This window comes from Pseudomonas sp. S12(2018) (genome assembly GCF_024355235.1).
In the GTDB taxonomy this organism is placed as follows: Bacteria; Pseudomonadota; Gammaproteobacteria; order Pseudomonadales; family Pseudomonadaceae; genus Aquipseudomonas; species Aquipseudomonas palmensis.
In genome coordinates this window covers 65,131-78,828 of the sequence record NZ_QLAD01000001.1, presented here as the reverse complement: position 1 = coordinate 78,828, position 13,698 = coordinate 65,131, and the positions used below count along the sequence as shown (strand labels likewise).

At 64.5% G+C, this 13,698-nt stretch carries 15 protein-coding genes; 12 read left to right on the top strand and 3 right to left on the bottom strand.

Annotated features, from left to right (window positions below):
• A partial coding sequence (locus DN388_RS00395) for a hypothetical protein (RefSeq protein WP_254996303.1) occupies nucleotides 1–413 on the top strand: 413 nt, incomplete at its 5' end.
• Nucleotides 414–516: 103 nt separating this feature from the next.
• Here the strand turns inward: DN388_RS00395 and DN388_RS00390 are convergent.
• Both DN388_RS00390 and DN388_RS00385 read right to left on the bottom strand, forming a co-directional pair.
• The gene (locus DN388_RS00390; RefSeq protein WP_043862897.1) at nucleotides 517–930 is read right to left on the bottom strand and encodes a PA2817 family protein; all 414 of its coding nucleotides are present in this window, start codon (nucleotides 928–930) and stop codon (nucleotides 517–519) included.
• A 76-nt stretch (nucleotides 931–1,006) separates the two neighbouring features.
• The gene (locus DN388_RS00385) at nucleotides 1,007–3,454 is read right to left on the bottom strand and encodes an acyl-CoA dehydrogenase (RefSeq protein WP_123752739.1); all 2,448 of its coding nucleotides are present in this window, start codon (nucleotides 3,452–3,454) and stop codon (nucleotides 1,007–1,009) included.
• 187 nt (nucleotides 3,455–3,641) lie between these two features.
• On the opposite strand from DN388_RS00385, the gene DN388_RS00380 reads away from it, so the two are divergent.
• From DN388_RS00380 to DN388_RS00370, 3 genes are all read left to right on the top strand, one after another.
• A complete protein-coding gene (locus DN388_RS00380; protein ID WP_100634415.1) occupies nucleotides 3,642–4,265 on the top strand; it encodes a glutathione S-transferase in 624 nt (207 codons plus the stop codon).
• A 144-nt stretch (nucleotides 4,266–4,409) separates the two neighbouring features.
• On the top strand, nucleotides 4,410–5,342 hold the full coding sequence (locus tag DN388_RS00375) for an ABC transporter ATP-binding protein (protein ID WP_043862894.1): 933 nt from the start codon (nucleotides 4,410–4,412) through the stop codon (nucleotides 5,340–5,342).
• Nucleotides 5,339–6,118, top strand: a complete 780-nt coding sequence (locus DN388_RS00370; protein ID WP_058541067.1) for an ABC transporter permease — start codon at nucleotides 5,339–5,341, stop codon at nucleotides 6,116–6,118. Before DN388_RS00375 ends, DN388_RS00370 begins: the two co-directional genes overlap by 4 nt.
• Here the strand turns inward: DN388_RS00370 and DN388_RS00365 are convergent.
• A complete protein-coding gene (locus DN388_RS00365) occupies nucleotides 6,086–6,625 on the bottom strand; it encodes a DUF2062 domain-containing protein (RefSeq protein WP_043862892.1) in 540 nt (179 codons plus the stop codon). The genes DN388_RS00370 and DN388_RS00365 overlap by 33 nt on opposite strands.
• A gap of 140 nt (nucleotides 6,626–6,765) precedes the next feature.
• Here DN388_RS00365 and DN388_RS00360 point away from each other — a divergent pair, with 140 nt between their 5' ends.
• From DN388_RS00360 to murB, 8 genes are all read left to right on the top strand, one after another.
• Nucleotides 6,766–8,988, top strand: a complete 2,223-nt coding sequence (locus tag DN388_RS00360) for a DNA internalization-related competence protein ComEC/Rec2 (protein WP_254996294.1) — start codon at nucleotides 6,766–6,768, stop codon at nucleotides 8,986–8,988.
• A gap of 62 nt (nucleotides 8,989–9,050) precedes the next feature.
• Nucleotides 9,051–9,686, top strand: a complete 636-nt coding sequence (locus DN388_RS00355; RefSeq protein WP_162484877.1) for a MotA/TolQ/ExbB proton channel family protein — start codon at nucleotides 9,051–9,053, stop codon at nucleotides 9,684–9,686.
• Complete coding sequence (locus DN388_RS00350; RefSeq protein WP_078479738.1) at nucleotides 9,683–10,114, top strand: biopolymer transporter ExbD; 432 nt, start codon at nucleotides 9,683–9,685, stop codon at nucleotides 10,112–10,114. The genes DN388_RS00355 and DN388_RS00350 overlap by 4 nt, the downstream gene beginning before the upstream one ends.
• Entirely contained in the window at nucleotides 10,114–11,124 is a 1,011-nt protein-coding gene (gene lpxK, locus DN388_RS00345; protein WP_254996292.1) for a tetraacyldisaccharide 4'-kinase, read from the top strand. Before DN388_RS00350 ends, lpxK begins: the two co-directional genes overlap by 1 nt.
• Before the next feature lie 37 nt (nucleotides 11,125–11,161).
• The gene (locus DN388_RS00340) at nucleotides 11,162–11,347 is read left to right on the top strand and encodes a Trm112 family protein (RefSeq protein ID WP_003247142.1); all 186 of its coding nucleotides are present in this window, start codon (nucleotides 11,162–11,164) and stop codon (nucleotides 11,345–11,347) included.
• The gene (gene kdsB, locus DN388_RS00335) at nucleotides 11,344–12,108 is read left to right on the top strand and encodes a 3-deoxy-manno-octulosonate cytidylyltransferase (protein WP_043862888.1); all 765 of its coding nucleotides are present in this window, start codon (nucleotides 11,344–11,346) and stop codon (nucleotides 12,106–12,108) included. Before DN388_RS00340 ends, kdsB begins: the two co-directional genes overlap by 4 nt.
• On the top strand, nucleotides 12,108–12,572 hold the full coding sequence (locus DN388_RS00330; RefSeq protein WP_054915815.1) for a low molecular weight protein-tyrosine-phosphatase: 465 nt from the start codon (nucleotides 12,108–12,110) through the stop codon (nucleotides 12,570–12,572). The genes kdsB and DN388_RS00330 overlap by 1 nt, the downstream gene beginning before the upstream one ends.
• Entirely contained in the window at nucleotides 12,569–13,588 is a 1,020-nt protein-coding gene (murB, locus tag DN388_RS00325) for a UDP-N-acetylmuramate dehydrogenase (RefSeq protein ID WP_254996289.1), read from the top strand. The genes DN388_RS00330 and murB overlap by 4 nt, the downstream gene beginning before the upstream one ends.
• Nucleotides 13,589–13,698 lie beyond the last annotated feature (110 nt).

The window sequence follows — 13,698 nt, the reverse complement described above, 5'->3', positions numbered from 1 at the left end:
AAATTCAAAGAAAACGCCGTTCGTATGAACGGCGTTTTTTTTTGCGTAAAAAACGCCGCGCGATGGCAGGGGGCAGCATGAAAATAATCTGTGTGCCGTTGAGCCGAGGCGCCATGTCGCGGCTGGATACCGATACCTGTACGGATGCAGACCTGCTAGATGTTCAGCTGGATGCAGAGGAGTTCGAAGCCGTGTGGCGATCGGGGCTTTTCACGCAGGCCAATCGAGCGCTGGCGCTGAACATCGATGAGTACGAAGATGAAAGGATTCTAGGCACTGTGCAGTTGGCGGCATTCAGTGCGTTGGTGTCGGCCTGTATCGACGCCTGCCCCGAGGTAGGTGCACTGCTGAAGGTGGAGGCGCAGGTGCGAACCGCACTCGAGCTCGATACCGGCGTGTACTTTTTCTTCTGAGCCCGTTCAAGCACACGCAGTCATGTGAATGCGCTTTGTGCGGGACGTGGTCATGGGGGCTACCTGCCAGTTCTGCTGGCCGCGCTGACAGGTAGCTTGCGCATCAGTGCTTGCTGTCGTCGCCCGACATGCTCAACAACTGCTTCTCCTGGTTCCAGTCGAACGGTTCGTCGTTCTGCTCGGCTTCGTAGCGGCGTTCTTCCAGCTCCTGGTACATGGCCAGTTCTTCTTCCGGCATGTAGTGCAGGCAATCGCCGCCAAAGAACCACAGCAGGTCGCGGGGGATAAGGTGCGCGATCTGCGGGTAGCGCTGGATGACCTGGCAGATGAGGTCCTGACCCAGGTAGGTGCTCTCCGGGTCGACCGGCAACTGTTGCATCAGGTCGTCGAAACGCTCCAGAAACAGCGCGTGGCTTTCTTCCGGTACCTGTTCGGCCTCACCCAAGGCTGCAAGGATGGTGCGCAGGTGGGTGAGCAGGGCGAGGTGGTATTCCAGTTGAGCAGTGGCGTTGGCCATGCGGGCGATCCTCTAGAGCAAAATCGGGCGCGGGAGTATAAGGCTCCCCGCGCCCGATGTCCCGTTGGAGTGATGCTCAGCGCACCTTGCCCTCGGTGGGCAGCAGCTCGTCCTTGCTGAACGCATCCACGTCGATCACACGGCGCCGAGCGGCTTCGGCCTCGTGCAGGCTTTGAGCTTCGCCGGCCTGCAAGGTGTTGGCGTGCAAGGCTGCGTCGATCAGCGATTCGCCGGGAGCCGGCGTCAATTGGCCGCCCTTGTGGGCCTGGTGCAGCTTCTTGTGCAGCGGGGCGCTGGCCCTTAGCAGGTCGCTGGCCTGTTGCAACGCGCCCACCGGGTCGCTTGCATCGGTGGGGCGATAGCAGCCAGCCAGCAGTTGTTCGAGTGCCGGATCACCCTTGGCGCGACCCAGCAGCGCAGCAACCTCGGCATCCAGTTCGTCCGACGGGCCGGTATGACGGCGCCCGAACGGGAACACCACCAGGCGCAGCGCGCCACCGAGGAACCGATTGGGGAAGTTGTCGAGCAGGCGGTCCAGGGCTTTTTCGGCCTGGCCCAGGCTTTCTTCCATGGCCCAGCGCAACAGCGGCCGCAGGTACTCGGGCGAATCGAGATCGTGGTAGCGCTTGAGGGCTGCCGAACCCAGGTACAGGTTGCTCAATACGTCGCCAAGGCGCGCCGACAGGCGCTCACGGCGTTTCAGCTCGCCACCGAGCAGCATCATGCACAGGTCGGCCAGCAGGGCGAAGGCCGCCGCCTGGCGATCGAGTGCGCGAAAGTATCCCTGGCTCAATGCATCGCCGGGTGCCTTTTCAAAGCGCCCCAGGCCCAACCCAAGGACCAGCGTGCTGGCCGCGTTACCCACCGCGAAGCCCACATGCCTGAGCAGCAGGGCGTCGAACTCCTTGAGCGCCTGGTCGTGGTCTTCACGTGCTGCCAGGGCCATCTCCTTGAGCACGAACGGGTGGCAGCGAATCGCCCCCTGGCCAAAGATCATCAGGTTGCGCGAGAGGATGTTGGCGCCCTCGACGGTGATGAAGATCGGTGCCCCCTGCCAGCTGCGACCCAGGTAGTTGTTCGGGCCCATGATGATGCCCTTGCCCCCGTGCACGTCCATGGCGTGCTGGATGCATTCGCGCCCCCGTTCGGTGAGGTGGTACTTGAGGATCGCCGACAGCACCGAGGGTTTTTCACCCAGGTCCACCGCGTTGGCGGTGAGCATGCGTGCGCTGTCCATCAGCCAGGCATTGCCGCCGATGCGGGCCAGAGCCTCCTGAATGCCCTCGAACGCGGCCAGCGGTACGTTGAACTGCTCGCGCACCTGTGCGTACTGGCCCGTTACCAGGCTGGTGTACTTGGCGGCACCGGTACCGACTGCCGGCAAGGAGATCGAGCGTCCCACCGACAGGCAGTTCATCAGCATCATCCAGCCCTTGCCGAGCATCTCCTGCCCGCCAATCAGAAAACTCAGCGGGACGAACACGTCCTTGCCGCTGTTGGGGCCGTTCATGAACGCGGCGCCCAGCGGCAGATGGCGCTGACCGATCTCGACACCTGGGGTGTCGGTCGGGATGAGAGCCAGGCTGATACCCAGCTCCTCCTTGTCACCCAGCAGGTGATCGGGGTCGTAGGCCTTGAACGCTAGACCCAGCAGCGTCGCCACCGGGCCCAGGGTGATATAGCGCTTCTCCCAGTTCAGGCGCAGGCCCAGTACTTCCTCGCCCTGCCACTGGCCCTTGCAGATGACCCCGGTGTCGGGCATGGCGCCGGCGTCGGAGCCGGCCAGCGGACCGGTGAGGGCGAAGCACGGGATGTCGTCACCGCGGGCCAGGCGGGGCAGGTAATGGTTGCGTTGCTCGTCGGTGCCGTAGTGCAGCAGCAGTTCGGCCGGGCCGAGCGAGTTGGGCACCATCACGGTGGAGGCCAGGTCGCCGCTGCGGGTGGCCAGTTTCATCGCGACCTGTGAATGAGCGAAGGCGGAAAAGCCCTTGCCACCGTATTCCTTGGGAATGATCAGGGCAAAGAAGCCATGGGTCTTGATGTGCGCCCAGGCTTCGGCGGGAAGGTCCATGTCCTGGCCGATCTGCCAGTCGCTGACCATGGCGCAGAGCTCCTCGGTGGGCCCGTCGATGAAGGCTTGCTCTTCTGCGCTCAGTTGCACCTTGGGATAGGCCAGCAGGGTGTTCCAGTCGGGGCGGCCACTGAAGAGCTCGCCGTCCCACCAGACCGTGCCGGCATCGATGGCCTCGCGCTCGGTCTGCGACATCGGCGGCAAGGTTTTGCGAAACCAGCCGAACAGCGGGGCAGTCAGCCATTTGCGGCGCAGATCGGGCAGCACCAGGGGCACGGCAGTGGCCACCAGCAGCAGCCAGAAGATCGTCAACAGCCAGCCGGGGGCATGGCTGAATGCGCCCATCGCCACCAGGTAGACGGCAACCACGCCCAGTGCGGGCAGGGGGGCAACCCGCCGGTGCGCCAGGTAGGCAATACCGACCACCAGCACCACTAACCACAACAGCAACATATGCTTTCCTCCGTGAGCTCCAGAAATAGCTATCCGACAGAGCTTAGACCGCCTGTGCCAAACAACCCGTCAGAACAGTGACAGGACGTGACCTGTGGAAGTTCGCGTTTTCGGGCCGCGGGCCAGCGATTGTCAGCCTCGCCAGCTCGGGTAGACTGAGTGCCCACCGCCTATGTCAGGAGTCGTCATGCTGAAGATCTGGGGACGCAAGAACTCGTCAAACGTCAGGAAGGCGCTGTGGTGCGCCCAGGAGCTGGGCCTGGACTACCAGTCGATCGATGCCGGTGGCGAGTTCGGCGTGGTCGACGAGCCGCACTACCGTGCCCTCAACCCCAACGGCCGGGTGCCGATGATCGAGGATGGCGAGCTGGTGCTGTGGGAATCCAATACCATCGTGCGCTACCTGTGTGGCCGGTATGCCCCAAACACTGACTGGTACCCCGCCGACCCGGCGGCCCGGGCCAGCGCAGACAAGTGGATGGACTGGACCACGTCATCGCTGGCTACGCCATTTCGCCCGTTGTTCTGGGGCATCCTGCGTACACCGTCTGACCAGCAGGACTGGGTGCAGATCAACGCCGCGCACAAGCAATGCGCCGAACTGCTGTCGATCGCCGATCAGGCCCTGGCCACGCAACCCTACCTGTCGGGGGAAGCGATCGGCATGGGCGACATCCCGCTGGGCTGCTTCGTGTATGCCTGGTTCGAGATGCCCATCGAGCGTCCGGAAATGAAGCACCTGCGTGCGTGGTACGAGCGCCTCAGGCAACGGCCGGCCTACCAGGCGGCGGTAATGACCGCGCTGACCTGAACCTGTCGATTACCCTGATAGTCAATATCGATACACTTCACTGTACTTGCGTGGCCTGGGCAAGCACCATGGCCACATTCGTCGCGGTCGGCCCTGTCTGACCGCCTGCCTTGTGAACCCTTCAACCTGGTGTGTAGACCTGCTATGAGTTCTGCTCTGTCCATTCGGCAGCTAACCAAGACCTACGGCAATGGCTTCCAGGCCCTCAAGGGCATCGACCTGGATGTCGCCGAAGGTGATTTCTTCGCCTTGCTCGGCCCCAATGGCGCCGGCAAATCCACCACCATCGGCATTCTCTCGACCTTGGTCAACAAGACCAGCGGCACGGTGAATGTGTTCGGCCATGACCTGGACCGAGAGCCAGCCGCGCTCAAGCGCTGCATCGGCGTGGTGCCCCAGGAGTTCAACTTCAATCAGTTCGAAAAGACCTTCGATATCGTCGTGACCCAGGCGGGTTACTACGGCATCCCGATGAAGGTGGCCAGGGAGCGCGCCGAGCAGTACCTGACCCAGCTGGGCCTGTGGGACAAGCGTGACGTGCCATCGCGCTCGCTGTCCGGCGGCATGAAGCGCCGCCTGATGATTGCCCGCGCGCTGATCCACGAACCGCGCCTGCTGATCCTCGACGAGCCTACCGCTGGCGTCGACATCGAGCTGCGCCGTTCGATGTGGAGCTTTCTGACCGAGCTCAACCAGAAGGGCATCACCATCATCCTGACCACCCACTACCTGGAAGAGGCCGAGCAGCTGTGCCGCAACATCGGCATCATCGACCACGGCACCATCGTGCAGAACACCAGCATGCGTCAGTTGCTGGGCACGTTGCATGTGGAGACCTTCCTGCTCGACCTCAAGCATGACCTGGCCCAGGCGCCGCAACTGGCCGGCTACCCGTGCCGGCTGATCACCCCGCACACCCTGGAAGTGCAGGTGGACAAGGACGTGGGCATCACCGCGCTGTTCGGCCAGTTGGCCCTGCAGAACATCGAGGTGCTGAGCCTGCGCAACAAGACCAATCGTCTCGAGGAGCTGTTCGTGTCCCTGGTGGAAAAAAACCTGGCGAAGGTGGCGGTATGAGTTCGGAACTGCGCGCCAACCTGGTTGCCCTCAATACCATCGTCTATCGAGAAGTGCGGCGGTTCACGCGGATCTGGCCGCAGACCCTGCTGCCCCCGGCGATCACCATGGTGCTGTACTTCGTGATCTTCGGGAACCTCATCGGCCGGCAGATCGGCGACATGGGTGGCTTCACCTATATGGAGTACATCGTGCCGGGCCTGATCATGATGTCGGTGATCACCAACTCCTACGGCAACGTGGTGTCGAGTTTCTTCGGCAGCAAGTTTCAGCGTTCGATCGAGGAGCTGATGGTGTCGCCGGTGTCGCCCCACACCATCCTCATCGGCTACACCCTGGGCGGCGTGCTGCGCGGGTTGGCGGTGGGAGTGATCGTGACCCTGCTGTCGCTGTTCTTCACCCATCTGCAGGTGCATCACCTGGGCGTGACGGTGCTGGTGGTGGTGCTGACCGCGACGATCTTCTCGCTGCTGGGCTTCATCAACGCAGTGTTTGCGCGCAACTTCGATGACATCTCGATCATCCCGACCTTCGTGCTCACGCCGCTGACGTACCTGGGTGGGGTGTTCTACTCCATCACCCTGCTGCCGCCATTCTGGCAGACCGTGTCGCTGGCCAACCCGGTGCTGCACATGGTCAACTCGTTCCGCTACGGCATCCTGGGCGTCTCGGACATCCGCATCGGCGTGGCCATCACCTTCATGCTGGTGGCCACCGCGGTGCTGTACATCGGCTGCGTGCGCCTACTGGTCAGCGGGCGAGGAATGCGCAGCTGATTTCTGCTTGCGCCTGCGCCACTGCCTGCCCACCCACCAGCGCCAGTAGAGCATGGTCAGGCAGTAGGCCAGCGCCCCCAGCAGCACGCCGCACACCACCGAGCCCAGCAGAAAGGGCTGCCACAGCGTCGACAACTGGTCGGTGATCCATTCGAAGGTGAGTTCCTCGGGCAGCGTGCGTGGCGGTATCTGCATCAGCCATGCCCCCACCTGGTAGGTGCAGTAGAACACCGGCGGCATGGTGATGGGGTTGGTCAGCCACACCAGGCTGACGGCGATGGGCATGTTGCCGCGCACCAGAACCGCCAGGCTGGCGGCCAGCAGCATCTGCATCGGGATAGGGATGAAGGCTGCGAAAAGGCCTACGGCCATGGCCCGTGCCACCGAATGGCGATTCAGGTGCCAGAGGTTGGGGTCGTGCAGCAGCCGGCCGAGAAAGCGTAAGGATTTATGTTCCCGAATGCTCGTCGGATCTGGCATGTAGCGTTTGAAAAGTCGACGCGGCATGTGGGCTCTCGGCGTTCTGAAGTGGCCAGTATGCACGGATTGTAAACAGCGCCAATTCAGACTTTGTGACAATTAATAAGCAAGGTGCGGGCCTGGGTGATCTAAGCCTCTGGGGTGAGATCTGCTCAGGAGCTTTACCCATGCGCACAAGGATGTTGGCGCTGGCCTTGGGGCTGTTGGCGCTCAACGTGCTACCTGCCTTGCCGTCGGTCGGCTGGCTCTGGGGCATCGGCATGACGGGAATGTTATGCCTGGTGTGTCGATGGGCAGTGCCCGGTCTGTTCTTGCTTGGTTTTGCCTGGGCCTGTTGCTCGGCGCAATGGGCGCTGGACGATCGACTGCGGCCCGAGCTGGAGGGGCGCACCCTGTGGCTGGAAGGTCGGGTAGTGGGCCTGGCGCAGCAGGGCCCACATTCGGTGCGTTTCGAGCTGGCCGAAGCCTCCTCGCGCCGCGCCCAGTTGCCGCAGCGGCTGAGCCTGAGCTGGTTTGGCGGGCCGCCGGTCAACAGTGGCGAGCGTTGGCGCCTGGCGGTGCAGCTGCAGCGCCCCTCCGGCCTGCTCAACCCCCATGGGCCTGACCAGGAAGCGGCCATGCTGGCCCGGCGAATCGGTGCCACCGGCCGCGTAAGGGCAGGTGAACGACTGGCCCCGGCCAGCCATGCGTGGCGTGATTCGGTGCGCCAGCGCCTGCTCGGGGCTCAGGCCCATGGGCGCGAAGGTGCGCTGGCGGCGCTGGTGCTGGGTGACGGCGGGGCGCTGGCACAGGAGGACTGGCAGGTGCTCCAGGCAACCGGCACGGTGCACCTGCTGGTGATTTCCGGTCAGCACATCGGCTTGCTGGCCGGTCTGGTGTACGGCCTGGTGGCCGGGTTGGCACGTGTGGGGGCATGGCCCAGGGCGCTGCCCTGGCTACCCTGGGCGTGCGGCCTGGCGTTTGCGGCGGCCCTGGCGTACGGCTTGATGGCGGGCTTTCAGGTACCGGTACGACGCGCCTGCATCATGCTGGCGGTGGTGCTGTTGTGGCGCCTGCGTTTTCGCCACCTTGGGGCCTGGATTCCCTTGCTGCTTGCCCTCAACGGTGTATTGCTGGTGGAGCCATTGGCCAGCCTGCAGCCGGGGTTCTGGCTGTCGTTCGCAGCGGTGGCGGTGCTGGTGTATGTGTTCGGCGGCCGGCTGGGGGCCTGGAACCCCTGGCTGGCATGGTGCCGGGCCCAATGGCTGATCGCGATCGGCCTGTTGCCGGTGCTGCTGGCGCTGGGGCTGCCGATCAGTCTCTCGGCACCGCTGGCCAATCTGGTTGCGGTGCCTTGGGTCAGTATCGCAGTGTTGCCCCTGGCGCTGGCCGGCACACTGCTGCAGGGGCTCCCGTTGCTGGGGGAGGCCCTGTTGTGGCTGGCTGGAGGTTCGCTGGCAGCCTTGTTCTGGACACTGGCACAGGTGGCGCATTGGCAACCGGCCTGGACACCGGTCGCCTTGCCGATATGGGCATGGTTGATGGTGGGCGGTGGCACGGTACTGCTGTTGTTGCCGGGCGGGCTGCCGATGCGGGTGCTGGGCTGGCCCTTGCTGCTGCTGGCCGGCTGTGCGCCTCGCAACGAGATCGCCCATGGGCAACTGGAGGTGTGGCAGCTGGATGTCGGCCAGGGCCAGGCATTTGTGCTGCGTACCCGTCACCATGCGATGCTGTATGACGCAGGCCCGGCCACCCGTGGCAGCGACCTGGGGGAGCGGGTGGTCGTGCCGACTCTGCGCAAGCTGGGGGTGCGCGAGCTGGACCTGGCGCTGATCAGCCATGCCCATGCCGACCATGCCGGCGGCGCCCTGGCGGTGCAGCGCAGCGTGCCGCTGGTGCGCGTGGTGGGCGGCGACCCGGATGAGCTGCCCGGGCAACTGCAGGCCCAGGCCTGCGCCAGTGGCGAGCAATGGCAGTGGGATGGCGTGCTCTTCAGCCTGTGGCGCTGGCAGCAGGCCGGCGACAGCAATCAGCGCTCCTGTGTGTTGCACGTGGATGCCGGCGGGGAAACCCTGCTGCTGACCGGTGACATCGATGCCCAGGCCGAGCGCGCCTGGCTGCGCGAGTCGACAGCCGGCCCGGTCGACTGGTTGCAGGCGGCCCATCATGGCAGCCGCACCTCGTCGAGCCAGGCCTTTCTCGAGCGAACCCGGCCCCGGGGCGTGCTGATTTCGCGAGGGCGCCACAATGCATTCGGGCATCCGCACGCACAGGTGATGGCGCGTTACCAGGCGCTGGGTATCACCGTGCACGACAGCGCCCTGCACGGGGCGGTGCGCCTGGTGCTGGGCAGCTTTGGCCAGGCGGTCGGGCAACGCAGCCAGCGCCGCTTCTGGCGGGAGCCGACATGACGCTGTTCGGCCCCGTGGCCCCCTATGGTAAAGTGGCGGACTTTTTCGAGGGGGTCGCTACTGTGTGGGAATTGGTCAAGTCCGGTGGCTGGATGATGCTGCCGATCATTCTGAGTTCCATCGCTGCCATGGCTATCGTCGCCGAACGCCTGTGGACCCTGCGCGCCAGTCGTGTCACCCCGCCGCACCTGCTCGGCCAGGTGTGGCGCTGGATCAAGGACAAACAGCTCACCAGCGAGAAGCTCAAGACCCTGCGCGCCGACTCGCCGCTGGGCGAGATCCTGGCCGCAGGCCTGGCCAACTCCCGCCATGGTCGCGAAATCATGAAGGAGTGCATCGAGGAAGCCGCCGCCCGTGTCATCCACGAGCTGGAGCGCTACATCAACGCACTGGGCACCATCGCGGCCATGGCGCCGCTGCTGGGCCTGCTGGGCACCGTGCTGGGCATGATCGATATCTTCAGTGCCTTCACCGGGTCCGGCATGACCACCAATGCCTCGGTATTGGCGGGGGGGATCTCCAAGGCGTTGATCACCACCGCAGCCGGCCTGATGGTGGGTATCCCGGCAGTATTCTTCCATCGTTTCCTGCAACGGCGCATCGATGAGCTGGTGGTGGGCATGGAGCAGGAGGCCATCAAGCTGGTGGAAGTGGTCCAGGGGGACCGTGATGTCGACCTGAGCGAGGGCAAGGCGTGAAATTCCGGCGCAAGCCACGGGAGACCGTGGACATCAACCTCGCTTCGCTGATCGACGTGGTGTTCATCCTGCTGCTGTTTTTCGTGGTGACCACCACCTTCACCCGTGAAACCCAGTTGCGTGTCGAACTGCCCGAGGCGGTCAGCGGCGCTCCGGCGCCCGACACCGAGGCCAAGCAGCTGGAAATCACCATCAGCGCCGAAGGCGTGTACTCGGTCAACAACCACCTGTTGCCCAAGAGCGACCTGGGCACCCTGACCGAGGCCCTGCAGAAGGAATCACAGGGCGACACCAAGATGCCGCTGTCGATCAGCGCTGACGGCAAGACTCCGCACCAGGCCGTGGTCACCGCCATGGATGCCGCTGGCAAGCTCGGCTTCAGCCAGTTGCGCATGACCACGGTCGAGGCCGCCCAGGGGACACCTTGATGGCGCTTGCCGATCGCCTGTTGCATGCCTGGTATGCCGGCCACCCGGCATTGGTATTGTTGCGCCCGCTCGAGGCCCTGTATCGCCGGGTGGTGCGGGGCAAGCGCGAGCGTTTTCTGGCCGGGCAGGGCGACATCTATCGCGCACCGGTGCCGGTGCTGGTGGTGGGCAACATCACCGTGGGTGGCACCGGCAAGACCCCGCTTATCCTGTTTCTGATCGAGCACTGTCGCCAGCGCGGCCTGCGCGTGGGGGTGGTCAGCCGAGGCTATGGGGCCACTGCGCCGCAACTGCCGTGGCGCGTGCGTGCCGATCAACCGGCCGAACAGGCCGGTGACGAACCCTTGCTGATCGTGCAGCGCACCGGCGTGCCGCTGATGATCGACCCCGATCGCAGCCAGGCCGTGCGGGCCTTGCTCGACGCCGAGCCGCTGGACCTGATCCTGTGCGACGACGGCATGCAGCACTACCGCCTGGCGCGTGATCTCGAGCTGGTGCTGATCGACGCGGCCCGCGGCCTCGGCAATCGCCGCTGCCTGCCTGCCGGGCCGCTGCGTGAGCCGGTGGAGCGCCTGGATGAAGTGGACGCCGTGCTCTACAACGGCGCCCTCAGCGACCGTGATGATGGCTTTGCCTTCACCCTGGCCCCTACGGCACTGGTCAACCTGCGCAGCGGCGAGCGACGAGGCCTTGAGCATTTTGCGCCGGGCCAGGCATTGCACGCTGTGGCCGGCATCGGCAACCCTCAGCGATTTTTCAACACCCTGCAGGGGCTGGGCTGGCAGCCTGTGCCGCATGCGTTTGCCGACCATGCGGTGTACAACGCCCAGGCCCTGAGCTTCACCCCGTCATTGCCGCTGGTCATGACTGAGAAGGATGCGGTGAAATGCCGTGCTTTCGCCGCCGATGACTGGTGGTATCTTGCGGTCGACGCACTGCCTTCGCCGGCCTTCGTGGCCTGGCTCGACGCGCAGCTGGCGCGTCTGCTGCCCGGGCCTCGCCAGCCCTGACATTTTCTTTTTCCGGCCACAGGCCTGAGGAATATCCATGGACACCAAATTGCTCGACATCCTTGCTTGCCCGATCACCAAAGGCCCGCTCAAGCTCAGCGCCGACAAGACCGAGCTGATCAGCAAGGGGGCCGGCCTGGCGTACCCGATTCGTGACGGTATCCCGGTGATGCTCGAGAGCGAAGCCCGAACCCTGACCGATGACGAGCGCCTGGACAAATGAGCCTGGATTTCACCGTTGTGATTCCAGCACGTCTGCGCTCCACCCGTCTGCCGGGCAAGCCATTGCTGTCGATTGCCGGCAAGCCGATGGTGCAGCACGTCTGGGAGCAGGCGCGCAGAAGCAGCGCCACCCGCGTGGTGATTGCCACCGATGACCCGAGCATCGTCGCTGCATGCCAGGGGTTTGGCGCCGAGGTGCTGCTGACCCGTGAGGACCATCAGTCGGGCACCGACCGCCTGGCCGAAGTCGCCACCCAGCTGGGCCTGTCGGCAGATGCGATCGTGGTCAATGTGCAGGGTGACGAGCCGTTGATTCCTCCGGCGATCATCGACCAGGTGGCGGCCAACCTGGCCGCGCATCCTGAAGCGGGCATTGCCACGCTGGCCGAGCCGATCGAAGACGTCGAAGTGCTGTTCAACCCCAATGCGGTCAAGGTGAGCACCGACCGCAACGGCCTGGCCCTGACCTTCAGCCGTGCGCCCTTGCCGTGGGCGCGTGATGCGTTTGCCCAGAGCCGCGAGCAATTGCCGGCGGGTGTGCCTTATCGCCGGCATATCGGCATGTACGCCTATCGCGCAGGCCTGTTGCAGGACTTCGTCGCCTGGGGCCCGTGCGGCCTGGAGCAGACCGAGTCGCTGGAGCAGTTGCGTGCGCTGTGGAATGGCGTGCGCATCCACGTGGCCGATGCCTTGCAGGCGCCGCCTGTGGGCGTCGACACACCTGAAGACCTGGAGCGCGTTCGGCGCTTGCTGGAGGCCTGATGCGCGTCCTGTTCGTATGCCTGGGCAACATCTGCCGCTCGCCGACGGCCGAGGGCGTGTTGCGCCATCAGTTGAAGCTGGCAGGCCTCGAGGATCAGGTCGAAGTGGCCTCGGCGGGTACGGGAGACTGGCATGTGGGCAAGCCGCCCGACAGCCGAACCCGCCGCGCTGCGCTGGCGCGCGGCTACGACCTGTCCGCACAGCGTGCACAGCAGGTGAGTGCGCAGGACTTCAGCCGGTACGACCTGATCCTGGCAATGGACACCAGCAATCTCGGCCACCTCAAGGCGCTGCAACCGTCTGCCGGTACCGCCGAACTGGACCTGTTCCTGCGCCGCTACGAGGGTGAGCTGGATGAAGTGCCCGACCCGTACTACGGCGGCGAAGAGGGCTTCGAACAGGTGCTTGATCTCATTGAGCTGGCTTGTAGCAAGCTGGTGGTCGAGCTGAAGGGCCGGCTATGAGCGTGCAGGTGCAATCGCAGGTTTCACTCAAGCCTTACAACACCTTCGGAATCGAGGTGAAGGCGCAGTATTTCGCCCAGGCACACAACGATGACGAAGTGCGCCAGCTGCTGGCGCACGCAGCCGAACAGCACCTGCCGGTGCTGGTGATCGGTGGCGGCAGCAACCTGCTGCTGACTGCCGATATCCACGCGCTGGTGCTGCGCATGGCCAGTGTCGGTGTGCGGATACTGTCGGATGATGGCCAACGCGTGGTGGTCGAGGCAGAGGCGGGTGAGCCCTGGCATCCCTTCGTGCAGTGGAGCCTGGCCCAGGGACTGTCGGGGCTGGAAAACCTCAGCCTGATCCCCGGTACCGTCGGGGCGGCGCCGATGCAGAACATCGGCGCCTATGGCGTGGAGATCAAGGACGTGTTTGCCGGGCTTACGGCACTGGATCGGGAAACCGGCCAGTTGCACGAGTTCGCGCTGGAACAGTGTGATTTTGCCTACCGTGACAGTGTGTTCAAGCGTAATCCCGGGCGCTGGCTGATCCTGCGGGTTCGCTTCGTGCTCAATCGCGCCGAGCACCTGCACCTGGACTATGGCCCGGTACGCCAGCGGCTGAGTGAGCAGGGCATCGGTCAGCCGACCGCACAGAATGTCAGCGATGCCATCTGCAGCATTCGTCGCGAAAAACTGCCAGACCCGGCCGAGCTGGGCAATGCCGGAAGCTTCTTCAAGAACCCGGTGGTGAGCGCCGAGCTGGCGCAGCGCGTGCGCGAGGCGTATCCGGATGCGGTAGGTTATCCACAGGCCGATGGTCAGGTAAAGCTGGCGGCGGGGTGGTTGATCGAGCAGGCGGGCTGGAAGGGGTTTCGCGAGGGCGATGCGGGGGTGCACCGTTTGCAGTCGCTGGTGCTGGTGAACTACGGGCAGGCCAGTGGCAAGCAGTTGCATGCGCTGGCGCAGCGGATTCAGGCTGATGTGCTGGCGCGCTTCGGCGTCGCGCTGGAGATGGAACCCAACTTGTATTGACTGGGCGGCTTGTTTGCTGGCAGCGCCGATTCCTGCGGATTCAGCGTTGTTGGTGACACATCCACCACCAGGCAGCAGGCAATAAAAAGCCCCGCCAGTTTGCACTGGCG

What these genes read in the sequence shown, in the direction of transcription:
- DN388_RS00390 (WP_043862897.1), bottom strand. Translation starts at nt 930, where the DNA reads ATGGCCAACGCCACTGCTCAACTGGAATACCACCTCGCCCTGCTCACC.
- DN388_RS00385 (WP_123752739.1), bottom strand. Translation starts at nt 3,454, where the DNA reads ATGTTGCTGTTGTGGTTAGTGGTGCTGGTGGTCGGTATTGCCTACCTG.
- DN388_RS00380 (WP_100634415.1), top strand. Translation starts at nt 3,642, where the DNA reads ATGCTGAAGATCTGGGGACGCAAGAACTCGTCAAACGTCAGGAAGGCG.
- DN388_RS00375 (WP_043862894.1), top strand. Translation starts at nt 4,410, where the DNA reads ATGAGTTCTGCTCTGTCCATTCGGCAGCTAACCAAGACCTACGGCAAT.
- DN388_RS00370 (WP_058541067.1), top strand. Translation starts at nt 5,339, where the DNA reads ATGAGTTCGGAACTGCGCGCCAACCTGGTTGCCCTCAATACCATCGTC.
- DN388_RS00365 (WP_043862892.1), bottom strand. Translation starts at nt 6,625, where the DNA reads ATGCCGCGTCGACTTTTCAAACGCTACATGCCAGATCCGACGAGCATT.
- DN388_RS00360 (WP_254996294.1), top strand. Translation starts at nt 6,766, where the DNA reads ATGCGCACAAGGATGTTGGCGCTGGCCTTGGGGCTGTTGGCGCTCAAC.
- lpxK (WP_254996292.1), top strand. Translation starts at nt 10,114, where the DNA reads ATGGCGCTTGCCGATCGCCTGTTGCATGCCTGGTATGCCGGCCACCCG.
- DN388_RS00340 (WP_003247142.1), top strand. Translation starts at nt 11,162, where the DNA reads ATGGACACCAAATTGCTCGACATCCTTGCTTGCCCGATCACCAAAGGC.
- kdsB (WP_043862888.1), top strand. Translation starts at nt 11,344, where the DNA reads ATGAGCCTGGATTTCACCGTTGTGATTCCAGCACGTCTGCGCTCCACC.
- DN388_RS00330 (WP_054915815.1), top strand. Translation starts at nt 12,108, where the DNA reads ATGCGCGTCCTGTTCGTATGCCTGGGCAACATCTGCCGCTCGCCGACG.
- murB (WP_254996289.1), top strand. Translation starts at nt 12,569, where the DNA reads ATGAGCGTGCAGGTGCAATCGCAGGTTTCACTCAAGCCTTACAACACC.